The following is a 22,031-nucleotide window of genomic DNA, read 5'->3' on the forward strand; positions in this document are numbered from 1 at the left end:
CGGCCCGCGCTGGCCGCGAGTGGCGGCAGTGAGGGTGAGCGGGCACCGGGGGCCTGGCACCCGGGCCCGCCCCCAACTCAGCCGAACCGCCGGCAGCAAGGCGAGCCCGGACCGTCACCCCCCGCACGGCGGCAGCCCCGGGGTTGGGTTTGAGAGTGACCACTTACGCAGAGTGAAGGGTGCGCTCGGCCGTTATGGACGCGCCAGCGGCCAGGCCGAGTGGGCCCGGCCTCGGCGTGAGCGACGGTCAGCACCACCCACCCAGGCACGACATCAAGCTCTTGATCTTGAAGTGGGGGTCAGGAGGTCATCAGGAGCATGGCGACCACGCCGGTCAGGACGAGGATGGCCATCGCGATCAGGAGGCCGCGTTCGGAGGACTCGGCGGGCTGCGGGGTCGTGGCGAGGGGCTCGGCGCTCATGATGATCTCCTTGGGGGAGGGAGGGGTTGCCGAAATGCGGAACCGGGGCGGTCGGCCTAACGTGTGAGCGTGCCGCTTACTGATTGGTTTCTCACCAGCGAGGAGCGCGGCAACCCGGACACCTCCATACCCACCTGGACCGCGGGAAACACGGCCGAACCACTGGTTCACGGTAAGGCCTATTTTGACCGGTTGGTGACGGAAGTCGAAAGCCTCGGTGAGGGTGACATCCTGTTTTTCACCGACTGGCGCGGAGACCCTGACCAGCGGCTACGCGACGACGGACCGACGATCGCCGAGCTGTTCGCCGCGGCGGCCAAGCGTGGGGTGATTGTCAAGGGGTTGCTGTGGCGCTCCCACCTGGACAAGTTCGCGTACTCCGAGGAGGAGAACCGGAGCCTGGCCGACGACGTCGCCGACGCCGGTGGCGAGGTGCTGCTTGACCAGCGGGTACGCCGCGGCGGCTCGCATCACCAGAAGCTCGTGGTGATCCGTCGCAAGGACGGCGACGACCTAGCGTTCGCGGGTGGCATCGACCTGTGCCACAGCCGGCGGGACGACGAGGAGCACCACGGCGATCCGCAGCCGATCGCGATGGCGAAGGCGTACGGCGACAACCCGCCCTGGCACGACGTCCAGCTGCTGCTCAAGGGGCCGGTCGTCGGCGCGCTCGACCTGACCTTCCGGGAGCGCTGGACCGACCCGGCGCCCCTGGACCAGCACGGGCCGTTCTCCACCGTCAAGGACAAGCTCGACGGGGCCGACCTCAGCGCCGACCACCTGCCCGATCAGCCGCCGGACCCGCCGGAGGCCGGGCCGCTGGCCATCCAGGTGCTGCGGACCTACCCGGCGATGCGGCCGGCCTACTCGTTCGCCAAGCAGGGTGAGCAGACGATCGCGCGCGGCTACACCAAGGCGATCAAGCGGGCCCGCCGGCTGATCTACCTCGAGGACCAGTACCTGTGGTCGCGCGAGGTGGCCGACCTGTTCGCGGAGGCGCTGCGCCGGAACCGGGACCTGCACCTGATCGCCGTCGTGCCGCGCCATCCGGACGTGGACGGGCGGTTCGCGCTGCCGCCCAACAACGTCGGCCGGGCCAAGGCGATCGCGCTGTGCCGCAAGGCCGCCCCGGAGCGCGTGCACGTCTTCGACGTCGAAAACCATCAGAGCACCCCGGTGTACGTGCACGCGAAGGTGTGCGTGGTCGACGACGTCTGGGCTTCCGTGGGCTCGGACAACTTCAACCGCCGGTCGTGGACACACGACAGCGAGTTGTCGTGCGCGATCCTGGACGAGACCGTCGACGGCCGCTCGCCGGCCGATCCCGCGGGGCTCGGCGACGGCGCCCGCCGCTTCGCGCGGGACCTGCGGCTGCGGTTGCTGCGGGAGCACCTCGACGCCTCCGACGACGACGAGGGCCTTCTGGACCCCGACGAGACGGTACGCCGGGTGAACGCGACCGCCGAGAAGTTGCGGGACTGGCACCGCGGCGGGCGGAAAGGTGACCGCCCGCCGGGCCGGCTGGTGCCGCACGAGACCACCAGGCTGAACTGGCTCACGCGGGCCTGGGCGACGCCCGCCTACCAGCTGATCTACGACCCGGACGGCCGCCCGTGGCGGGCCCGGCGGGCCGGCGACTGGTAGTGCTGGGCATACCCCGGTCGTAGGGCTGGACGGCTCGTCCCGACCGGTGCCGGTTGCCTACGGTCATTCCCATGTCCAGCATCTGGCCGGCCCTGAAGTCCCGGCGCTTCCTGCTCTCGCCCTGGCCGTGGCGATCGCTGCTCTACGTGGCGACCACCGTGATCGTCGCCGCCCCGGTCGCGCTGGTCGCGTGGCTGATGGCGCTCCCGTGGCTGGTGACGGTCAGCGACCTGCGCGAGGGCCGGCTGCCGAACGGCCACAACTACCTGCTGATGATCTTCACGCTGGTCGTGATCGGGGTGTTCGGCCCGCTGGTGGCGGTGCCGCTGGCCGCGATCGAGCGGCGCCGGGTGGCTCTGCTGGACGCCCGGGAGATCCGCAGCGCGCACCGCCCGGTGCGTTCCGGCGACCCGGTCGCCTGGCTCCGGGTGCGCTACACGGAGGCCGCGACCTGGCGGGAGCTGCTCTACGGGCTGCTGTTCACGCTGGTCGTGCCGGTCGTCTACGGCGTGCTGTTCCTGATCGCCGGGGTGGAGCTGGCGTTGCTCACCTCGCCGCTGCTGACCGGCGTGGGTTCCTCCGAGGTGCAGCTCGGCAACCTGACCATCGACACGCCGGGGGAGTCGGCGATCGGCGTGCTGGTGGCGATCGTGCTGATCCCGCCGCTGATCTACCTGTCGGGCGCCGTCACCGCCGGCCAGGCCGCGATGGCGCGGGCGCTGCTCGGCGACACCGACCGCACGGCCGGCGCCCTCCGTGAGGTGGCCCGGTCCCGGGCGCGGCTGGTCGACGCGTTCGAGGCGGAACGCCGCCGCATCCAGCGCGATCTGCACGACGGCGCCCAGCACCAGCTGACCAGCCTCACCCTGCAACTGGGCATGGCCCGGCTCGACCTGCCGCCCGGCTCGCCCGCCGCCGAACCGCTGAACCGGGCCCACGACCAGGCGAAGGACCTGATGGTCATGCTCCGCGACATCGTCCACGGCATCCGCCCGCAGGTGCTCGGCGACCTGGGCCTGATGCCGGCCCTGCGTGAACTGGCCGACCGCGCCGCCCTGCCCGTCATGGTCATCGGCCCTGACGTGGTGACCCGCCCGCCCGAGCACGTGGAGACCACGGCCTGGTTCGTGGCGTCCGAAGCGCTGGGCAACATCGGCAAGCACGCGGCCGCCCGCCACGCCGAGGTGCGCGTGGTCTGGTCCGGAGAAGATCTCATTCTCGAGGTACGCGACGACGGGGCGGGCGGCGCCGACCCGGCCGACGGCAGCGGCCTGACCGGGCTCGCCGACCGGGTCGCCGCGGCGGGAGGCAGGCTGCTGCTGGCCTCCCCGCCCGGAGGTGGCACCCTGGTGCGGGTGGAGTTGCCGTGCCGGTGAGAGTGGTCCTGGCAGAGGACGGGGTGCTGCTGCGCGAGGGCCTGGCCGGCCTGCTGGGGCGGTTCGGCTTCGAGGTCGTGGACGCCGTCGGGTCGGCCGACGCCCTCGTCGCGTCGGCCACCTCGTGCGCGCCCGACCTGGTCATCACGGACATCCGGATGCCACCCGACCACACCGACGACGGTCTGCGCGCCGCCGTGACGCTGCGGGCGGCCCGCCCGCAGCTTCCGGTCGTGGTGCTCAGCCAGTACGTCCAGGAGGAGTACGCCTCGACCCTGCTCGACACCGGCTCCGGCCGGGGCGTCGGCTACCTGCTCAAGGACCGCGTCGTCGACGTCGAGGACTTCGTGACGGCGCTGCGTACGGTCGCCGCGGGCGGCACGGTCATCGACCCGGAGGTGGTACGCCGGCTCCTCAACCGCCCGCACGACCCGCTGGTCCGGTTGTCCGCCCGCGAACGGGAGGTGCTCGGGCTGATCGCCGAGGGCCACTCCAACTCGGCCATCGCGTCCCGTCTGTTCGTCTCGGAGGCCGCCGTGGGCAAACACGTCGGCAACATCCTCACCAAACTGGACCTGCCACCGGCCGAGGACACCAACCGCCGCGTCCTGGCCGTCCTCACCTACCTCCGCAGCGGCACCCACGCCTGAGACGGAAACGCATGAAACCGACCCGGTGAAACATGGAGCCGCGCGCCGCCGGCCGCTTCACTCGGAGGTGATGACTGACACCAGGAACGCCATGAGGCTGCTCGACGGCCTCGCCGACCCCCTGCTCGCGCCGGTGCTGACCTTGCCGCCGGGCGCACACGTCGTGCAACTCGCCTGCGGCACCGGCGGGCTGAGCCTCGCGCTGGCCCGCCGCCGCGCGGACCTGCGCATCACGGCTGTCGACATCGACCCCGGCGTGCTGCGGATCGCACGCGCCGCGGCGGCGGACGAGGATCTGCCGGTCGACTTCCGGGCGATGTCGATGGCCGGGCTCGACTTCGGCGACGGCAGCGCCGACGCGGTCATCTCCCGCATGGGCCTGCTGATGCCCGGGACGGCGCCGTTCGACCTCGCCGCCCGGGAAGCCGCGCGGATCCTCCGGCCCGGCGGGATCCTGAGCGTCGCCACCTGGACGGATCTGGCCGCCAGCCCGTACACGGGATTCGGGCTGCCCGTCCTGCGCCGGCTCCTTCCGGAGGGGGCGGTCCCCGACTTCAACCAGGTCTTCGCCGCCTCCGCCCGGCCCGGCGCCCTCGAAGGTCACCTCGCCGCGGCCGGCCTCGTGGACGTCGACGCGTCCTGGTTCCGCTGGGAGGCCGAGTACCCCAGTTTCGAGGACTGGTGGGCCTTCGACACCGGCTTCGGACCGCTGAAGGCGTTGTTCGACTCGCTCGACGACCGGCAGCTGGCCGAGGCGCGCCGGGCGATGACCGACGACATCAGCGTTCACCGCACCGAGTCCGGCGGCTACCGCCTACCGGCGACCTGCCGCCTGATCAGCGCCCGGCGCTGAGACGCCGCCGCGCATCACCTCGACGACCTCGCCGTGGCCGCCGGCCTCGGCCCACTCCATCGCCGTCCGTCCACGCCCGCCGTCCTCGCGCCGCTGCGGGTCGGCGCCGGCGGCGAGCAGTTCCCGGACCGCGGCGTCGTGTCCCCAGCACGCGGCGCCGCACAACGGCAGCCCTTCGTCGCCGGTGCCGCTCTCCCGATGCGGGTCCGCCCCCGCCGTCGCGAGCACCCGGATGTTCCCGGCCCTGCCCTGAACGCTCGCGCGATACAGCGGCGTGCTGCCCTCGCGGTCGGGCAGGTTCGGGTCGGCGCCGGCCCGCACCAGCTCGGCAACCCGCCGGGCAGAGCCCCAACCGGCGGCTTCCATCAGACGCCGCTGCAGTTTCTTCCTCCGACGCCTGTTCAAAAATCCTGACCTCCGACGTCCACCTGGCCGTCGGCGACGAGCCATCGCAGCGACTCGCGCAGCGCCTCCAGCACCGTGTAGCGCGGCGTGTAACCCAGCACCTCGCGCGCCCGGTCGATGCTCGCCGTGATGTTGCGGTGGCCGTGATCGCGGGTGGCGCCGGTGTGCTCGGCACCCACCCGGGTCTCGAACTCGGGCCAGGACACCATGTCGAAGGCCGGCTCGCGACCGAACCAGGCCGCCACCCCGGCCGCCAGCCCGCGCATCGTCATCGCCTGCGCGGCCACCACGTGGAAGCTGGACCCGATCGCCGCGGGCCGGGTGAGGGCACGTTCGAAGGCCTGAGCCACGTCGTCGGCGTGCACGTGGTGCAGGACGCCGAGGCCGTTGTCCGGCAGCGCGAGCGGCTTGCCCAGCGCCAGCGTGTTCCAGACGGCCGGGTCGAGGTTGCCCGCCGGGGTGATCACCGGCCAGCCGGGCCCGGAGATGTGGCCGGGGTGCAGCACGACGCTCGGCACGCCGCCGGTGCGGGTCTCGTGGTGCAGCAGCGCCTCGATCTCCATCTTGCCGACGCCGTAGTCGCCGTAGGCCGTGCGCGGCTCGTCCTCGGTGACCGGCACCCGCAGCGCGTGACCGTGCACCCAGATCGTGCCGCAGTGCAGCAGCAGCGGCTTCGTCGGGCGCAGGGCGTCGAGCAGCCGCCGCGCCTGGTCGGGGGTGAAGCAGACCAGGTCGATCACGGCGTCCGGCGCGAAGGCGGCGACGTCGTCGACGTCCCGGTCGAAGGTCACCCGCTCGACGCGCTGCCACTCCGGCGACCGGTGGTAGGGCTCGCGGGTGCCGCGGCTGAGCGCGACCACCCGGTGGCCGGCGCGGACCAGCCGCGGGACCAGGTAGGTGCCGATGTGGCCGGTGGCGCCGATGACGACGACTCGGGACATGGTCTGCCTCCTACAGTCTGCGGCGCCCGGCGAAGCCCAGGTCCGCCCGGTGGTACCACGCCAGCTCGGCGTCGCCCTCCAGCCAGCACAGCAACACCGGCACGCCGTCCAGGTCGGCGGGGAAGTCGACGAGCAGCGGCGCGACGCCCTTCAGCTCGGCGCCGGTCTGCTGCACCTCGGTCATCAGCTCGTTGAGCCGCGCCTCGGCCGCCTTACGCTCGGGAAGCCCGCCCAGCGGCGTCGGCGCCCCGGACGCCAGCTCCACCATGTCGGCACGCACCGTGACGATCTCGTCGAGCACCGGGCGTAGCCGGACGATCTCCGCCCGAGCCTCTCCGACCGTGAACAACCCCATGCCGCCCAGTCTGTCACTCCAGCTTGAGCACCCGTTCCTCGCGCTCGACACCACGGTCAAGACCATGATGTCGTGCCCGGGTGGGTGGTGGGTGCTGACCGTCGCTCACGCCGAGGCCGGGCCCACTCGGCCTGGCCGCTGGCGCGTCCAGAACGGCCGAGCGCACCCTTCGTTCTCCGTGCGTGGTCACCCTCGAGGCGTCCACTGGTAGTGCCTCGAGGTGGTGATCTGGTGGAAGCCGCACCGGCGCAGGATCTCGGCGACCAGGACGGTCACTGGAAGTAGTCCTGCTGGCGGGCGATCAGGCGGTCGAGCTCGGCGCCGGTGACGCCGACGTCGCGCGGCGCCCGGATCCGTCCCACGTGCCGGCCGACGATCCGCAGGAGCGGGCCGTCGTGCTCGTGGGTGACGCCGGCCGGGAGGATGGTGGGCGGCATGCGCATCCGGGCGTCGTAGGCGGCCAGGAGAGCGGCGGCGTCGGCCATGGTCACATCATGCCGTCGAGTATCCACACGGGCCGGAGCGCGATCAGAACGTGGCGATCGGGTTGACCGGGCTGCCGGACGTGCCGGCGAAGCGGACCGGCGCGACCGCGAGCTGGAAGTCCCACTGGCCGAGCTCGGCGGCCGTCGCCGCGCACGCCTCCAGGTCGCAGTTGTCGAGCAGCCACAGACCCATCGCGACGAGACCCACGGCGTGCACCGGCATCAGCACGTCGTCGTATCCCGACGGCTGAACGTCCTGAGGCGTGTCGGCGCCGATCAGCGCGACGCCGCGTTCCCGCAGCCACGGCAGGCAGGACGCGTGCCAGCCGGCCTGGGTGAGAGTCCCGTCCCGGGCGCGGCCGTGCTCGGTCCGCAGGAGCACCGCGTCGCCGGATCGCACCCGCACACCCTGGCGGCGCTCGGCCTCCTCGAGATCCTCAGGGAACACGCCCTGCCCGGGTTCCCTCGTGATGTCCAGCAGGACGCCGCGCGTGATGATGCCGTTCGCCGCCGCGGTGACGGCCGCCCACGCCGATCCCGTTGCGGCGTCGACCATCGAGTGCGATCGCCCGTTGTACATCCTGCCGTCCCAGAAGAGGTGGCACGGCGAGTCGAGGTGGGTGACGGTGTTGCCGTGGAACATGATGCCGAGCCGCTCGTTCGAGAAGCCCCAGCGCCGGTCGGCGTGGAAGGCGGCCGGCATGCCCTCGGCGCCGGGCATGTCGGCGGCTCGCGGGCACGTCGTCGTCGACCGTTCCATGTCGTCCGGTGCGGCGACCTCCCACGCGCAGGAAACGCTCCGGCCGTGGCGCACGGCCCGCGCCGCCGCCAGCCGGACGTCGTCGGTGATGAGGTTCAGGGTCCCGAGCTCGTCGTCGTCGCCCCAGCGCCCCCAGTTCGACAGCGTGTCGAAGTACCCGAGCACATCGTCCTGCGTGGGCGTGGTCATCCCGGCATCACTCCTCCTGATCGGCCGACGGGGAACGGGTGTTCGGCGGTGAAGCCGATCAGCTCGCGCGCCGGCTCCAGGTCGATGGGGACGGTGCGGCCCGGGAACGACGGCCGGGGCGTCGACGGGTGGAAGCGGGCCAGCAGGTCGTCGGTCGGGTCGGGGGCCAGGGTCTCGGGCGCCGCCACGTAGAGCACGTGGCAGCCGGGCCGGGCGGGACTCAGCGCGGACACCAGGGCGCGGGCGGCGTCCCGGCTGTCCAGGTAGGACCAGACGTCGCTGGCGCCCGCCTCCGGGGTGGTCCGGAAATGCGCCGCGGTCGTGGCCAGCCGGTCGTCGGCCGTCCCGACGAACGGCAACCGCAACGCCACCACGGTCATGTCGTAGCGGCGGTGCATCATCGCCGCGGTCTCCTCGTCGACGCGTTTCGACAGGGCGTACGCGTCGTGGATCTGCAGTGGCAGTGCCGTGTCGACGGGCAGGTAGGGCATGGTCAGCCGGTGCGGCGCGAACGGCAGGCCGCCGATCGCGTAGCTGCTGGCCAGCGCCACCCGCCGCACCCCGGCCCGGCCGGCCTGGTCGAGCACGGTGAAGGTGGCCTGGGTGTTGACGGCGAAGACGCGTTCGGCGGGATCGGCCAGCGGCGACGGGATCGCGGCCAGGTGGATCACGGCGTCGACGTCGTCCAGCGCGCCGGCCACCACCTCGGGGTCGCGCGCGTCCCCGACGACCACCCGCGCGCCGTCGACGGTGCCGGATTCCAGGATCAAGGCCGTCACGGGTACGCCGGAGGCGAGCAGCCGGGCGACCACGGCCCGGCCGATCAGCCCGGCGGCGCCGGTGACCAGGACGCGGGGCATCAGCGGGCCGCCGTGTGACGAGGGCGGAGGGTGGGGCGGACGATGCGAATGAGGGCCACGACAAAGCACGCTAACGGAGGCGTACGCCACATCCCTGTTCTTTCAATTTTGAAAGAAGTAGAGTCGGGACCGTGACCGAGCCGTTGAGCCCCGCGCAACAGACCGTGTGGCGCACCTTCGTCGAGTCGTCGTGGGCCCTGCACGACCGGCTGGAGGACGAGCTGCGGGCGGCCAGCGGCCTGAGCATGGCCGACTACCACGTGCTGGTCGTGCTCTCCGAGACGCCCGGCCACCGGTTGCGGATGGGCGAGCTGGCCGGTCGGCTGGTGTTCTCGCCCAGCCGGGTCACCTACCACATCAACACCATGGTCAAGCGCGGTCTGGTCCGCAAACAGCCGTGTGCCGACGACGGCCGCGGCAGCGAGGCCGTGCTCACCGACGCCGGGCTGGCCCAGCTGGTCGCCGCCGCGCCACCGCACCTCAGGACCGTTCGCGACAGCTTCATCGATCACCTCGACGACGAGGAACTCGCCGTCATCGGCCGCGTTTTCGCCAAGATCAGGAAGGCTTGAGTCATGCCTGCCATCACCGTCGACGACGTTCTCGTCCTGCCCCGCCTGCCCCAGCTCGACCCGGCCGCCCAGCACCGCCCGGTCCGCCGGCTCACCACCGCGCCGGGCGGTTTCGAGGGGGAGGGCTTCCCGGTGCGGCGCGCCTTCGCCGGCGTACCCGTGAACGAGCTCGACCCGTTCATCCACCTGGACCAGATGGGCGAGGTCGACTACGCCCCCGGTGAGCCGAAAGGCACACCGTGGCACCCGCACCGCGGCTTCGAGACCGTCACCTACATGATCGACGGCGTCATGGACCACCAGGACTCCAACGGTGGCGGCGGCACCATCACCGACGGCGACACGCAGTGGATGACCGCCGGCGGCGGCATCCTGCACATCGAGGCGCCACCCGAGCAGCTCGTGATGAGCGGCGGCCTCTTCCACGGCATGCAGCTGTGGGTCAACCTGCCGCGGGTCGCCAAGATGATCGCCCCGAAATACCAGGACATCCGCGGACGCGAGTCGGTGCTGCTGACCACGCCGGACGGCGGCGCGCTGATCCGGGTCATCGCCGGCTCGGTGGCCGGCCACGACGGCCCCGGCTCCACGCACACGCCGATCACCCTGGCGCATGTCACGCTCCAGCCCGGCGCCCGCCTCGACCTGCCCTGGCCGGCCGACTACAACGCGCTGGTCTACGTGATGGCCGGCCGCGGCACGGCCGGCCAGGAGGCGCGCCCGATCGAGATGGGCCAGCTGGCCGTGTACGGCGCCGGCGACGCGATCGGGGCCACCGCGACGTCGGAGATGGACCTCTTCGTCATGGGCGGCCGCCCTCTCCGCGAGCCGGTGGCCCACTACGGCCCGTTCGTGATGAACACCCGCGAGGAGCTCAAGCAGGCGTTCGAGGACTACCAGAAGGGCCGCCTCGGCGTCATCCCCGCCGCGAAGATGCCGCACACTGACTGAGTGAAGGTCCTGATCCTCGGCGGCACCGGCTTCGTCGGCCGGGCGATCGCCGCGCTGCTGCCCGGCCGTGAGCTGTTCAACCGCGGCCGGGACGCGACGATGCCCGGCCTGGTCGGCGACCGCGACACCGGCGACTACTCGGCGTTGCGGTCGGGCACCTGGGACGCGGTGGTCGACTGCTCCGGCTATCTGCCACGGCACGTCGGCGAGGCGATGGACGCCCTCGACGGGCGGGTCGGCCGCTACCTCTTCATCTCCAGCCACGTGGTCCTCGACGGCACGGTCCCGCGACGTGACGCGGTGCTCCCGCTCACCGACGCGACCTACGGTCCGTCCAAACTGGCCTGCGAGCAGGACATCATGCGGCGGTACGGCGACCGCGCCACGATCGTCCGCCCGGGCAAGGTGGCCGGCCCGCACGACAACCAGAACGGCCTGACCTACTGGGTGCGACTCACCGCCCGCGCCGCCACCTCTCGTGGTGTCGTCGAGGTGCCCGGCGCCCTGACGCAGCCGGTGCAACTGGTGGACAGCCGCGACCTGGCCGCCTTCGTGGCCCGGTTGCTGCACGACGACCGGGGCGGCGAATGGACGGCCGTCGGTGACACGGTCTCCCTCGGCGATCTGATCCACACCTGCGCTCGAGCGGCCGGCACCACGGTCAGCCTGCGCGAGGTGCCGCCGGTCACGACCCGGGTACCCCTGATCAAGGATCCGTCCTTGTGGTCGACCCAGCATCGCGACCCGGCACCGGCCCGAGCCGCGGGCCTGCCCGTGACGCCGCTGCTCAAGACCGCCGCCGACGTCCTGGCCTGGGACCGGACCGCCGCCGCATAGCCGGACCGCCCGACGGTCTCAGATCCGGGCTGGTCCTGGCACCGGACCGCCGCCGGACTCACATGCGCGCTCTCAGCACGTCGAACTCGCAGCCCGGCGTGGCCGGGTCGAAGCCGTGCTCGACCAGCCAGCGGACCCCCAGCAGGCTGCGCAACGACCACCAGGCGCGGATCACGTCGACGTCGACATCGGTGCCGTAGCCGGTGAGGACCTGGTCGAGGCGCTCCTCGTGGCCGAGCGTCAAGGTGGCGAGGTCGTGCAGGGCGTCGCCCCGGGCCGCCTCGGACCAGTCGATGATGCCGGTGACCTCGTCACCGTCCACGAACACGTGGGTGATCTGCAGGTCGCCGTGCACGAACACCGGTGTCCACGGCCGGAGCGCGGCCTCGGCGATCCGGCGGTTGCGGGTGACCAGGTCGGCGGGGAGGACGTCGTTCGTGACGAGCCACTCGCACTCGCGCTCGAGGTCCGCCGCGATGTCGTCGAGGCGCCGGCCGGGCCAGGGCGGCAGCGGCGCGTCGTGCAGCCTGCGGATGGCGGCGCCCGCCGCGGCCCACGCCGCCGGCGACGCGGTCGACGGCGCGCCCAGGATGCCGAGCGCCTTGCCGGGGGCTGCCGCGATCGCGAGCACGGGCGGCTCGCGCCACAGGACCCGCGGCGTCGGGACCGGCGCCAGGGCCATCGCCTCGACTTCGACGTCGGTGTTCGCCGGATCACCGTCGACCTTCAGGAACACGTCACCGACGCGCAGGGTGACGCGCTCGGAGTGGGCGACGACGACCTCGACCTCTTCCACGCCGGACATCGTCGCGGGGATCGCCGCCGGCGTCACCGGATTTATCACGGACGGTCCCGGCGACGTTCCGGGCCGGCGCTGCGGCCCTCGTGACGTCACGACGAGGATCAGGGCGCCCGGTTGCTTCGCCTCGACCCGGGTCGCGACCGCCGCCTGCTGACCACCGTGATCCCCGTCGCCGCAACCTGACGGCCGGGTACGACAACCTAGGGCTCACGTTCGCGCAGGGTGATCGCCCCGGCGCCGGAGGCGAGCCGGATCGTGTAGCGGTCGGAGGCGGCGGACCAGCCGGGGGCGTTGAGCGTCGTGCCGGCCGGGGTGCCGTTGCTGATCGTCCACGGGGTGGTGACCGTGCCGGCGCCTTCGGGGAGCGTGATGCGTACGGGTGTCTCCGGCGGTGTGGTCAGCTCGACCGTGCCCGCGCCCCTGCGGAACATCACCGGCACCGTGCCCCGGGGCCGGGGCAGGTTGAGCTCGACCAGCCCGGACGCGCCCAGCTCGACCCGGGTGACCCGCCCGGCCGACAGGTCCAGCTGCTGCTCGCCGGCGCCGGCGGGCAGGCGGACGTCCCAGCGGACCGCACGGTTGAGGACGATCCGCACGATGTCCGGGCCGGAGCCGCCGGTCGGCCGCAGGTCGATCCGGTAGAGCCCGCGCCGCGCGGTCACCGTGGGCGCCAGTCCGGCGTCGGCGGGCGTGGTCACCCGGTAGAGGATGCCCGGCATGTCCGCCAGCCGGACCTCGACCCGCGACGCGGCGTCGCCGACCAGTAACGCCGCGCCGGTACGGCCGCGGAGCGCTCCGACGAGCACACGCTCGGTCGCCTGCGGCATCGGCTCGGCCGGACGCGGCGGCGACGGGGTGCACGCGCCCACGGTCAAGGCCGTGACCAGCGCGAACACAGATGTCACTCGAATGGTTGAGTTGCCTTGACTCAGCGCTGGGGGCACCAACGGTCAACGCAGAATCGGCCGAACGGGTGACGGCGATGCGCCCGGATCGAGCCAGACTGTCCGAATGCGTTCTGAAGGCTTCCTGTCTCCGCGTCAGCGCCGCCTCGCCTGGGTGGGCTTCCTCGTCGTCGCGTTCCAGGCCCCGCTGGCCGCCCGCCTGGTCGACGACGCCTCCTGGCTGTTCGCCGTCGTCGTGGCCCTGGTCGTGGGCACGGTGATCCTCGCCGACGACACCACGCGCCGCCGGCCGGAGACCGAGACCGCCGAATAGGTTCAACCGAGCTGCACCGGTCGGGAGAACCGTCGGCAACCCCGGACTCCCTAACGTTCTTACTCATGAATGGCCTGTTCAGCGGCGCTGCCGCCCGCGCTGCCCTGCGCTCCGCCCACGCGTCCCTCGACGAGCTGTCGGCCTCGGTCGGCGCCTCCGGCCTGCCCGCCGTGGCAGCCTCTCCGGCTCTGCTGGCCGTGATCGACCAGCACACCGCCAGCGTCCGCGACAGCCTGTCCGCGGACGTCAAGCCGCTGACGCCGGTGATCCTGGCCGCTTACGCCGAGGGGGTGCGCGACGCCGCCTTCAAGCACGGCTGGACGCCCCCGGCCGGTCCGATCGACTGGGACCGGAACGACTGGGTCCTGCGCCGCCTGCTGGCCGTGGTGTTGCTCGCCGCGACGTTCACCGACCGCTGACCCGCACCGTCTGAGAGGCCATTTCACGTTCAGGGCCGGCGCCGAGAAACTCGGCGCCGGCCCTCATCATTGGCCAAAAAGAACATTTCGGGCACGCGCCGCCACCTCCCCCACCCCTGTCACTGGGTGGGCCAAACGTTAGGCGCGAGGTACGACAGTTTCCGGTCGTCGTCCTCAGGGGCGCTTGCGGGTGGTGCCGGGGTCGGTGGGCGCGTCGTCGGCCGGCGGCAGGACCTGCGTCTCGGCCGGTCCGGGGGTGGACCGCGGCAGCACCTGGGTGCGCTCGCTGGGATCGTCGGCGACCTGCACCTCGGCCGTGGGGTCCTCGTCCCGGTCGAACCCGGGGATGAGCGACGGCCGATCGTCGACCGGCGGCGGCGCGGCGATCACCTGGGTCTTCTCGGCCTCCTCGGCGGCGCGTCGTGCTTCCGAGGCGCGGCGTGCCTCGTCGGCCTTGCGCACCTCGTCGGCCTTGCGCACCTCGGCCGCCTTGCGCGCCTCCTCGGCCTTGCGTGCCTCCTCGGCGACACGCGCCTTGCGGGCTTCCTCGGCCTTGCGGGCCTCTTCCTCCGCCTTGCGGGCGTCTTCCGCGGCCTTGCGGGCTTCCTCCGCCTTGCGCGCCTCTTCAGCCTTGCGCGCTTCCTCGGCCTTGCGGGCCTCCTCGGCCAGGCGGGCTTCCTCGGCCCTGCGGGCTTCCTCGGCCTTTCGCGCTTCCTCGGCCACGCGGGCCTCTTCCGCCGCGCGCTCCTTCTCATCCTGGTACGCCCGGGCCCGCTCGCGGATGACGGCCGACTCGGTGCTCATCCGGCCCAGCCAGAACTCCCACCGCGACTGCATCGGCCGGATCAGCCCGCCGCCGACCCCGACGATGGTGACGCCGGCGATGGTGGCCAGTACCGCGATCAGCAGCGGCCCGGTGACCGCGGTCGCGATCCGCACCTGCTCGAGCGCGGCGATCACGCCCAGCGCGATGATCAGGGCGGAGGCGATCCGGGCCAGGAGCCGGCCGTACGGGAGGGCGCCGAGCGCGTTGCTGATCACGTCGTGGACGGCGTTCGCGATGGCCGCGGCGACGACGACGATGACGATGGCGATGAACGCCCGGGGCAGCCAGGCGATCAGGGCGGAGAGCAGGTCGCTGACCGGGTTCGGTCCCCAGACGCCGAAGGCGAGCTGGAGCGCGAACAGCAGGACGCCGCAGTAGACGATCTTGGCGCACAGGTCGCTTGCGGTGAACCGGCCGCCGCTCAGCGCGCGGCCGACCGGGCCCTTCTCCACGGCGCGGTCGAAGCCGACCTTGTGCAGGCCCTTGCCGACCGCCGTCCGCAGCAGCCTGGCCACCACATATCCGATGACCAGGATGACGATGAACGCGAGCAGCGCGGGTAGGAACAACAGCACCGAGCGCCACATGTCGCTCAGTCCTCGGCCCAGGCCGTCACCGGTCATCGCCCCTCCTCCAATTCGAGTTACCACGGAAAACGTGAGATCACACAGACCTTATGGGTACGGAGCACTACCCGCAGAGTGGGCACGGTACACAACAGGCCGAGACAGTCGTACAGTCAGGAATCGGACGATCAGGTATGGGGGCATCGTCCGAACGGACGAGGCGGGCTACTCTTCCCCTATGGCCGGGGACACGTGCGCCGCTCGCATTCAGGCGCACGACTGGGCGCACACGCCGCTCGGCCCGCTCGACGGGTGGGATCCGGTGGTCCGGGCGACCGTCGAGGTGCTGCTCGCATCGCCGATGCCGATGGTCTTCACCTGGGGCGGCGACCATCTGATGCTCTACAACGACGCCTACGCCGACCTGCTCGGCGACAAGCACCCGGGCTCGCTGGGCCGTCCGGCCGGCGAGGTGTTCGGCGCGCTGTGGCAGGCGCCGGGCGTGGGCGCGGTGCTCGACGACGTCTTCCGCAGCGGCCGGCCGTTCCTGGAGGCCGAGACCCAGGTGCACCTGCCGCGGGGCGAGCGGGCGTGGTTCACCCGGGGGCATTCGGTGGTGCGCGGCAAGGACGGGCGGACGGCCGGGGTGCTGACCGTCGCCGCCGAGACCACGCAGGTGACCCGGCGGCTGCAGAGCCTCGGTGACCTGACGGCGCGGCTGGCCGGCGCGATGACCATCGATGACGTGGCCCGCGTCGTCCTGTCGTACGCGATGAGCGCCTTTGATGTGGATCATTGCGTGCTCGCGGTGGACGACGGGACGGCAGCGGCCTACCGCTATGTGCGGCGGGTCCGTGGCGAGATGCTGGACGAGGCGGACGAGCGGCTCCCACCGGTGTGGCGGCGCCGCACCGAGCCGCACGCGCCGATGATCGAGGTGGCCGAGTCGGGGCGGGCGACATTCGTGGCGGACGGTGCGCCGCTGGCCGAGGTGGCCACCGACCGGCACGAGCGCCGCATCCGGGCGCTGGCCGTGCTGCCGCTGCGCACACCGTCCCTGCGCGGCGCGCTGACCATGGGTTTCATCGGGCCGCACCAGTGGCTGCCGGCCGAGCGGGCGCTGCTCACCGCGATCGCCGAGCTGGTCGCGCAGGCCGCCGAGCGGGCTCGCCGGTTCGAGGCCCAGCACGGCACCGCCCAGCTGTTGCAGCGCAGCATGCTGCCGGAGCACCTGCCCGAGCTGGACACTTTCCGGATCGCCGCGCGCTACGACGTGGGCGTGGACGGCAACGCGGCGGGCGGCGACTTCTACGACGCGTTCGAGCTGACCGACGGCCGCCTGGCGATGGTGCTGGGCGACGTGGCGGGCCACGACGTCCGGGCGGCCGCGGTGATGGGCCAGGTCCGGGCGGCGTTGCGGGCGCTGGCGCTGACCGACCCGGCGCCCCCGAGTGTGCTGGCGGGGCTGGACAGGCTGGTCGGTTCGCTGGGCGCCGAGTCGCGCAACGAGGAGATCTTCGTGACCGTGGTGTACGGCCTGCTGGACACCGAGGACGGCACGATCACCCTGGCCAGCGCGGGCCATCCGCCGCCGGTGCTGCGCCGGGCCGGGGTCTCCGGCGGGCAGGCCACCGCCGAGCTGGTCAAGGTGCCGCCGGGCGCCCCGCTGGGACTCGGCGGGCGCTGGCAGACCGGCGTGGTGACGCTGGAGCCGGGCGACACGATCCTGATGTTCAGTGACGGCGTGGTGGAGCGCCGCGGCCGCCCGCTGGCCGACGGCCTGGACGACCTGGTCGCGGCCGCCGCCGGCGCGGTCGGCGGCGACCCGCGCAACATGTGCGCGCTGGCCACGTCGGCGGTGGCCGGCCCGACCGACGACGACGTGGCGGTGCTCGCCGTGGAGCGGGCGCTGGCGCTGAGCCGCTCGGCGACCATGCAGGTGGCGGCCGAGCCGACCGGGCCGAGCCGGGTGCGGGCGTGGATGGGCGCCAAGCTGCGCGAGTGGCAGGTGCCGGAACCGGTGGTGGGCGGGGCGGTGCTGTGCACCAGCGAGCTGACCACGAACGCTCTGCTGCACGCCGGGACGCCGGCGTCGGTGCGCCTCGACCTGACCGCCGAGCGCCTGCTCGTCTCGGTGGCCGACACCGGCACGCGCGGCAGCGTGACCCGGGCGCACACCGACGCGCTGAGCAGCCGCGGCCGTGGTCTGGGCCTGATCGAGGAGCTGAGCGACAGCTGGGGCACCGATCCGACGGTGCGGGGCTCGACCGTATGGTTCGAGATGCTGATCCCGGGATAACCAGGTCACGTGCAACTCAGTGATCTCCTGTTCGCTCTGATCGGTGTCGGCGCTCTGCTGGCCGGCATCCTGCCCCGGGTGCTGGAACGGCGCCCGCTGTCGATGCCGATCGTGTTCCTGCTCCTGGGCATGGCCGTGTTCGCGCTGCCGCTCGGCCTGCCCGAGCCCGATCCGCTGGCTCACCCGAAACTCGCCGAGCACCTCACCGAGGTCGGCGTGATCGTGGCGCTGATGGGCGCCGGCCTGAAGATCGACCGGCCGTTGAGCCCGCGCGGCTGGAAGTCCGCGTGGCGTCTGCTGGCGGTCGCGATGCCGCTGACCATCGGCGCGGTCGCGCTGCTCGGCTGGTGGTGGGCCGGGCTGGTGCCGGCGGCGGCGCTGCTGCTCGGCGCGGCCCTCGCGCCCACCGACCCGGTGCTGGCGTCGGATGTGCAGGTCGGCGAGCCCACCGACGAGGAGGACTCGGAGGACGAGGTGCGGTTCGCGCTGACCTCCGAGGCCGGTCTGAACGACGGCCTGGCCTTCCCCTTCGTGTACGCGGCGATCACGCTCGCGGGGACGACAGGTCTGGCCTGGACCGGCGAGTGGGCGCTGACGGACGTCTTCTTCAAGATCCTCGTCGGCGTCGTCGGCGGGCTGGTCGTCGGCAGGCTGCTCGGCAAGCTGTTCTTCCGCGCCAAGCGCGATTCGCTGCGCCTGGCCAAGCACTCCGAGGGCTTTCTGGCCCTGGCGGCGACCTTTCTCGCGTACGGGCTGGTCGAGGTCGCCGGCGGCTACGGTTTCCTGGCCGTCTTCGTGGCGGCGCGCGGCATCCGGTCGGCGGAGCGGTCGCACGAGTACCACCAGGTGCTGCACGACTTCGCCGAGCAGATCGAGCGTCTGCTGACCGTGCTGTTGCTGCTCCTCTTCGGAGGCGCCGTGGTGACCGGGTTGCTGGCGCCGCTGACCTGGCCCGCCGCGCTGGTCGGGCTGGCACTGATCGTGGTGGTCCGTCCGCTGGCCGGATATCTGTCGCTGCTCGGCACTCCGGGGCATCACGCCGAGCGCGGGGTCATCGCCGTCTTCGGCATCCGCGGGATCGGGTCGTTCTACTACCTTGCGTACGCGCTGACGCACGCAAAGTTCCCGCAGGCCGATCTGCTCTGGGCGACCGTCGCTTTCGTCGTACTCGTTTCGGTGATTTTGCACGGCGTGGCCGTGACTCCGGTGATGCGCCTACTGGATCAGTGGAAGCTAAGAACACGGAGCGTCACTGAAACTCGATAATTTCCGACATTGAACCCTTGGATGGTGGCGGAGCGTATTGATTGGCGTAAGGTGGTCGGCAATCGGCGACGTCCACGATGGAGCAATCAATGCGGATCAGAGGTTTCGCGCCAGCGACCCCCTGCTGGGTCGAGTTGGCGAGTGCAGAGCCGGGCCGGGCACAGGATTTCTACGCGAGCCTGTTCGGCTGGGATCCCGCCGGTGATCGCTTCAAGTTGCGGGGGCGAGCCGTCGCCGGGCTCACCCGGACGCGACCGGGCCGGCCCGCCGGGTGGCTGACCTACTTCGCCGCCGAAGACCTGGGGAGCGCGGTGCAGCGGTTCGCCGCCGCCGGTGGGCGCATGCTGAGCGGTCCCACCGAGGCCCGCGGCGGTCGTGGCGCCGTGGTCGCCGACGTGACGGGCGCGACGCTCGGCCTGTGGGAGGCGACCGACTTCGCCGGCGCGCAGATGGCCGGCGAGCCCGGCACCATGGCCTGGCCCGAGCTGCTCACCGCCGACCCGGCGCTCGCCGAGCGGTTCTACGGCCAGGCGTTCGGCTGGCTGCTGCGCGACGGCATCGAGTGGCTGACCCCAGGACACGACGCGATGGCCGGCCTGGCCCCCGGTGGCCGCACGGCGCGCTGGCGGGCCGCCTTCGAGGTGGCGGACTGCTCGGCGACCGTGGCCGCGGCCTGCGACCTGGGCGCCGAGGTGGTGATCGCGCCGACCGACATGGGCCTCGGCCTGATCGCCGAGCTGCGCGACCCCTGGGGTACGCCGTTCGCGGTGACCGCCCCGACCACGCGCCCCGTCGACCTGATGCTGACCTTCAGCGCGATGGCCGGCATGGAGCTGACCTTTCCGGGGTAGTAGCACGGGTGTACGAGAACTACACCCATGAAAGAAGGCCCGGTCATGGCTGCTCCTTCCGGAGACAACACGATCAAGGACCCGGACAACTGGACCACTGGCGACGAGCCCGCCACCGGGGCCCAGGAGTCATACCTGCACACGCTGGCCGGCGAGGCCCACGAGGACGTCCCCGACCAGCTGACCAAGGCGGAAGCCTCGCAGAAGATCGACGAGCTCCAGGAGAAGACCGGTCGCGGTCGCTGAGCGGGCTCGGGAAAGGGCCACCCCTCTGCAGCGGGGTGGCCCTTTTTCTCTGTCGTCAGCGTCAACCTTGGTTGACATGACGCCTGCGTCAACGTACGTTGACACCATGACCGAGGCAACCGACCTGGCCGCCGCCGCCGGCAGCGCCGACCCCAAGGTCGGCCTGCGCGCCGTCGTCGCCCTCCGCCGACTGCTCGAGGGCCTGGAGCACGTCCAGGTCGCCAACGCCCGCCGCAAAGGCTGGAGCTGGCAGGAGATCGCCGACGCGCTCGAGGTGACCCGCCAGGGTGTGCACAAGAAACACGCCCGCCTGGTGCCGATGACCGACCCACGGGAGGACTGAGAATGTTCGAGCGATTCACCCACGGCGCACGCGAGGTCGTCGTCGGCGCCCAGCACGAGGCGCGCGAACTCCAGCAGTCCCCGATCGGCACCCAGCACGTGCTGGTCTCGCTGCTCGCCGACCCGGAGAGCAGCGTCGCCCGGGCGCTCGCCGTGGACGGTGTCGACCAGCGTTTCGTCCGCGCCGAGATCATCCGCCGCGTCCCCGCCGACGCCGCGCCGGACACCGCGACCCTGTTCGACGGGGACGCCGAGGACCGCGAGGCGCTCAAGGCGATCGGCATCGACCTGGACAAGGTACGCAAGGCGATCGAGGAGAACTTCGGGCCCGGCTCGCTGCGCCTGCCGCAGGCCGGCCCGAAACGCCGCAAACTGTTCGGCCGATCCTCCGGCGACAGCCCGCGCGGCCACATCCCGTTCAGCCCGCGCTCCAAGAAGGTGCTGGAGTTGAGCCTGCGCGAGGCGATCCGGCTGAAGCACAACTTCATCGCCCCCGAGCACATCCTGCTCGGCATGATCCGCGAGGGGCAGGGCCTGGGCATGCTGATCCTCGCCGAGCGGGGCGTCGACCTCAACCGCCTCCGCGACGCGGCCACCCAGTCGCTGAACGACAAGGCCGCCTGAAGATTCTCGGGCGCCTCATGCGGGTACAGGGGCGCCCATGACGTACCGGGTGGAGTACAACGGCGGCGACCTCGAGGTGACGACACTCGACGCCGCGCTCGACAACGCGAAGAACGCGATCGCGTCCGACCTCGGTCCGATCAGCGGCTGGAGCGTCGAGCACGACGAGAGCATCAACGACTGGTTCGTCCAGGGCGTCATCAACGGCGAGCCCGTCGGCCCGACCGCGGTGATCTCCGGACCCGAGACGATGGTCGCCCCGGTCGCCGCGCCCCAGCACCCGGCCCGCACCATCGACGGGTGGGTCCAGTGCCTGTCCTTCAGCGGCCCGACGGCCGTGGAGGCCTTCGCCGCCGCCACCAACTGGCTCAACGCCCGCGCGTCGGTCATCAACGTGACCGACGTGTCCTGGTCCAACGGCCGCCTGCGCGTGTATTTCACCGACGGTTCCTGACGGCATTTCACGGACGCCTCCTGACGGTATTTCACGGACGCCTCCTGACGGCATTTCACGGACGCCTGCTGACAACAGCGGCGGACGACTGCCTGAGCCGGCCGGGCGTCGACCCACCCCGATTCGGCCGAGGGCGCAGGGCTGCCAGGCGGCGGGGTGCCTGCTCGCCGTCGCTGCCGCCGCTCGCGCTGGGCGTGGGGTCAGGCCGGGATGCCAGGCCCCCGGGTGCCTGCTCGCCGTCGGTGCCGCCGCTTGCGCTGGGCGTGGGGTCGGGCCCGGCTGCCATGGCGGCGGGGGTGCCTACTTGCTGTCGCTGCCGCCGCTCGCGGCGGTAGCCGGGCACGCAGTGGTAGACCCCAGCGCGAGTGGCAGACCCAGCCACCAGTGGTAGCCCTTGGCGGTATCCGTCCTCGAATACCGTCCTGCGCTACCACCATCCGCGATCGTGGTAGCCAGCAGCGGTATCGCGATCCTGAACAGCGCCCGGTCCTACCACTGCCCGCCCGGCTGGCAAGCCCGCGACGGCCCGGCCCGCAGCCCACGAGGGGAATGCCGCCCCGGGCTACCACCCTCGTGCCCGGCTACCACCGCGAGCGGCGGCAGCGACGGCGAGCAGGCACCCTGGGGGCCTGGCAGCCGGGCCTGACCCCACGCTCGGCGTAAGCGGCGGCAGCGACGGCGAGTAGGCACCTGGGGGCCTGGCAGCCGGGCCTGACCCCACGCTCGGCGTAAGCGGCGGCAGCGACGGCGAGTAGGCACCTGGGGGCCTGGCAGCCGGGCCTGACCCCACGCTCGGCGTAAGCGGCGGCAGCGACGCG

The 22,031-nt window shown here is 72.2% G+C and carries 25 protein-coding genes and 2 pseudogenes; 17 read left to right on the plus strand and 10 right to left on the minus strand.

From position 1 onward, the window contains the following. Positions 1–299: 299 nt before the first annotated feature. On the minus strand, positions 300–422 hold the full coding sequence (locus tag QSK31_RS15800; RefSeq protein ID WP_285684659.1) for a hypothetical protein: 123 nt from the start codon (positions 420–422) through the stop codon (positions 300–302). Between the two features lie 69 nt (positions 423–491). Here QSK31_RS15800 and QSK31_RS15805 point away from each other — a divergent pair, with 69 nt between their 5' ends. From QSK31_RS15805 to QSK31_RS15820, 4 genes are all read left to right on the plus strand, one after another. Continuing rightward, complete coding sequence (locus tag QSK31_RS15805; RefSeq protein ID WP_285684661.1) at positions 492–2,066, plus strand: phospholipase D family protein; 1,575 nt, start codon at positions 492–494, stop codon at positions 2,064–2,066. 71 nt (positions 2,067–2,137) lie between these two features. Then, complete coding sequence (locus QSK31_RS15810) at positions 2,138–3,442, plus strand: sensor histidine kinase (RefSeq protein ID WP_285684663.1); 1,305 nt, start codon at positions 2,138–2,140, stop codon at positions 3,440–3,442. After that, positions 3,433–4,092, plus strand: coding sequence for a response regulator (locus QSK31_RS15815; RefSeq protein WP_285684664.1), 660 nt, complete (start codon positions 3,433–3,435; stop codon positions 4,090–4,092). The genes QSK31_RS15810 and QSK31_RS15815 overlap by 10 nt, the downstream gene beginning before the upstream one ends. Before the next feature lie 70 nt (positions 4,093–4,162). Then, entirely contained in the window at positions 4,163–4,945 is a 783-nt protein-coding gene (locus QSK31_RS15820; RefSeq protein ID WP_285684666.1) for a class I SAM-dependent methyltransferase, read from the plus strand. On the opposite strand, the gene QSK31_RS15825 is transcribed toward QSK31_RS15820, so the two are convergent. From QSK31_RS15825 to QSK31_RS15850, 6 genes are all read right to left on the minus strand, one after another. Then, positions 4,907–5,311, minus strand: a complete 405-nt coding sequence (locus tag QSK31_RS15825; RefSeq protein WP_285684667.1) for an ankyrin repeat domain-containing protein — start codon at positions 5,309–5,311, stop codon at positions 4,907–4,909. The two genes, QSK31_RS15820 and QSK31_RS15825, sit on opposite strands and share 39 nt — an antisense overlap. A 35-nt stretch (positions 5,312–5,346) precedes the next feature. Next, positions 5,347–6,291, minus strand: coding sequence for an NAD-dependent epimerase/dehydratase family protein (locus QSK31_RS15830; RefSeq protein WP_285684668.1), 945 nt, complete (start codon positions 6,289–6,291; stop codon positions 5,347–5,349). Between the two features lie 10 nt (positions 6,292–6,301). Continuing rightward, a complete protein-coding gene (locus tag QSK31_RS15835) occupies positions 6,302–6,646 on the minus strand; it encodes a DUF2203 domain-containing protein (RefSeq protein WP_285684669.1) in 345 nt (114 codons plus the stop codon). 272 nt (positions 6,647–6,918) lie between these two features. Next, positions 6,919–7,131 (minus strand): hypothetical protein, encoded by a 213-nt coding sequence (locus QSK31_RS15840; protein WP_285684671.1) that lies wholly within the window; start codon positions 7,129–7,131, stop codon positions 6,919–6,921. Between the two features lie 43 nt (positions 7,132–7,174). Then, a complete protein-coding gene (locus tag QSK31_RS15845; RefSeq protein WP_285684673.1) occupies positions 7,175–8,080 on the minus strand; it encodes a cyclase family protein in 906 nt (301 codons plus the stop codon). Next, positions 8,077–8,940, minus strand: coding sequence for an NAD-dependent epimerase/dehydratase family protein (locus QSK31_RS15850; protein WP_285684675.1), 864 nt, complete (start codon positions 8,938–8,940; stop codon positions 8,077–8,079). The genes QSK31_RS15845 and QSK31_RS15850 overlap by 4 nt, the downstream gene beginning before the upstream one ends. A 131-nt stretch (positions 8,941–9,071) precedes the next feature. On the opposite strand from QSK31_RS15850, the gene QSK31_RS15855 reads away from it, so the two are divergent. The 3 genes from QSK31_RS15855 to QSK31_RS15865 are packed head-to-tail and all read left to right on the plus strand — an operon-like array spanning position 9,072 to position 11,300. After that, positions 9,072–9,512 carry a MarR family winged helix-turn-helix transcriptional regulator gene (locus QSK31_RS15855; RefSeq protein WP_285684676.1) on the plus strand — a complete coding sequence of 147 codons (441 nt, stop codon included), beginning with the start codon at positions 9,072–9,074 and terminating at the stop codon, positions 9,510–9,512. 3 nt (positions 9,513–9,515) lie between these two features. Continuing rightward, positions 9,516–10,463, plus strand: a complete 948-nt coding sequence (locus QSK31_RS15860; protein ID WP_285684678.1) for a pirin family protein — start codon at positions 9,516–9,518, stop codon at positions 10,461–10,463. Beyond that, positions 10,464–11,300 (plus strand): NAD-dependent epimerase/dehydratase family protein, encoded by an 837-nt coding sequence (locus QSK31_RS15865; RefSeq protein WP_285684680.1) that lies wholly within the window; start codon positions 10,464–10,466, stop codon positions 11,298–11,300. It begins immediately after the preceding gene. Between the two features lie 58 nt (positions 11,301–11,358). On the opposite strand, the gene QSK31_RS15870 is transcribed toward QSK31_RS15865, so the two are convergent. Together QSK31_RS15870 and QSK31_RS15875 are read right to left on the minus strand one after the other, a co-directional pair. Then, positions 11,359–12,144, minus strand: a complete 786-nt coding sequence (locus QSK31_RS15870) for a phosphotransferase family protein (RefSeq protein WP_285684682.1) — start codon at positions 12,142–12,144, stop codon at positions 11,359–11,361. Between the two features lie 158 nt (positions 12,145–12,302). Beyond that, positions 12,303–13,007, minus strand: coding sequence for a hypothetical protein (locus QSK31_RS15875; RefSeq protein ID WP_285684683.1), 705 nt, complete (start codon positions 13,005–13,007; stop codon positions 12,303–12,305). Positions 13,008–13,113: 106 nt separating this feature from the next. Between QSK31_RS15875 and QSK31_RS15880 the strand changes: the two genes are divergently transcribed. Both QSK31_RS15880 and QSK31_RS15885 read left to right on the plus strand, forming a co-directional pair. Next, entirely contained in the window at positions 13,114–13,320 is a 207-nt protein-coding gene (locus tag QSK31_RS15880; protein WP_285684684.1) for a hypothetical protein, read from the plus strand. A gap of 65 nt (positions 13,321–13,385) precedes the next feature. Further along, the gene (locus QSK31_RS15885; RefSeq protein ID WP_285684685.1) at positions 13,386–13,739 is read left to right on the plus strand and encodes a DUF6401 family natural product biosynthesis protein; all 354 of its coding nucleotides are present in this window, start codon (positions 13,386–13,388) and stop codon (positions 13,737–13,739) included. 174 nt (positions 13,740–13,913) lie between these two features. Here the strand turns inward: QSK31_RS15885 and QSK31_RS49225 are convergent, their stop codons facing one another. Further along, positions 13,914–15,188, minus strand: a complete 1,275-nt coding sequence (locus QSK31_RS49225; protein WP_285684687.1) for a mechanosensitive ion channel family protein — start codon at positions 15,186–15,188, stop codon at positions 13,914–13,916. 181 nt (positions 15,189–15,369) lie between these two features. Here QSK31_RS49225 and QSK31_RS15895 point away from each other — a divergent pair, with 181 nt between their 5' ends. The 8 genes and pseudogenes from QSK31_RS15895 (at position 15,370) to QSK31_RS15925 (ending at position 21,213) form a co-directional block, all read left to right on the plus strand. Beyond that, a complete protein-coding gene (locus QSK31_RS15895; RefSeq protein WP_285684688.1) occupies positions 15,370–17,430 on the plus strand; it encodes an ATP-binding SpoIIE family protein phosphatase in 2,061 nt (686 codons plus the stop codon). Positions 17,431–17,439: 9 nt separating this feature from the next. Further along, on the plus strand, positions 17,440–18,696 hold the full coding sequence (locus tag QSK31_RS15900) for a cation:proton antiporter (protein WP_285684689.1): 1,257 nt from the start codon (positions 17,440–17,442) through the stop codon (positions 18,694–18,696). A gap of 89 nt (positions 18,697–18,785) precedes the next feature. Next, positions 18,786–19,547: a VOC family protein gene (locus QSK31_RS15905; RefSeq protein WP_285684690.1), complete on the plus strand. Its 762-nt coding sequence runs from the start codon at positions 18,786–18,788 to the stop codon at positions 19,545–19,547. A gap of 45 nt (positions 19,548–19,592) precedes the next feature. Then, positions 19,593–19,793, plus strand: a complete 201-nt coding sequence (locus QSK31_RS15910; protein WP_285684691.1) for a DUF3072 domain-containing protein — start codon at positions 19,593–19,595, stop codon at positions 19,791–19,793. Positions 19,794–19,899: 106 nt separating this feature from the next. Next, positions 19,900–20,136: a helix-turn-helix domain-containing protein gene (locus tag QSK31_RS15915; RefSeq protein ID WP_285684692.1), complete on the plus strand. Its 237-nt coding sequence runs from the start codon at positions 19,900–19,902 to the stop codon at positions 20,134–20,136. Positions 20,137–20,138: 2 nt separating this feature from the next. Next, positions 20,139–20,318, plus strand: a pseudogene (locus QSK31_RS49230) (Clp protease N-terminal domain-containing protein); the annotation flags it as partial. A 213-nt stretch (positions 20,319–20,531) separates the two neighbouring features. Beyond that, a pseudogene (locus tag QSK31_RS49235) lies at positions 20,532–20,744 on the plus strand (Clp protease N-terminal domain-containing protein); the annotation flags it as partial. A 52-nt stretch (positions 20,745–20,796) separates the two neighbouring features. Continuing rightward, entirely contained in the window at positions 20,797–21,213 is a 417-nt protein-coding gene (locus QSK31_RS15925) for a hypothetical protein (protein WP_285684694.1), read from the plus strand. The last annotated feature ends 818 nt before the right edge of the window (positions 21,214–22,031 follow it).

The organism is Actinoplanes sp. NBRC 103695, from assembly GCF_030269485.1.
Lineage (GTDB): Bacteria > Actinomycetota > Actinomycetes > Mycobacteriales > Micromonosporaceae > Actinoplanes.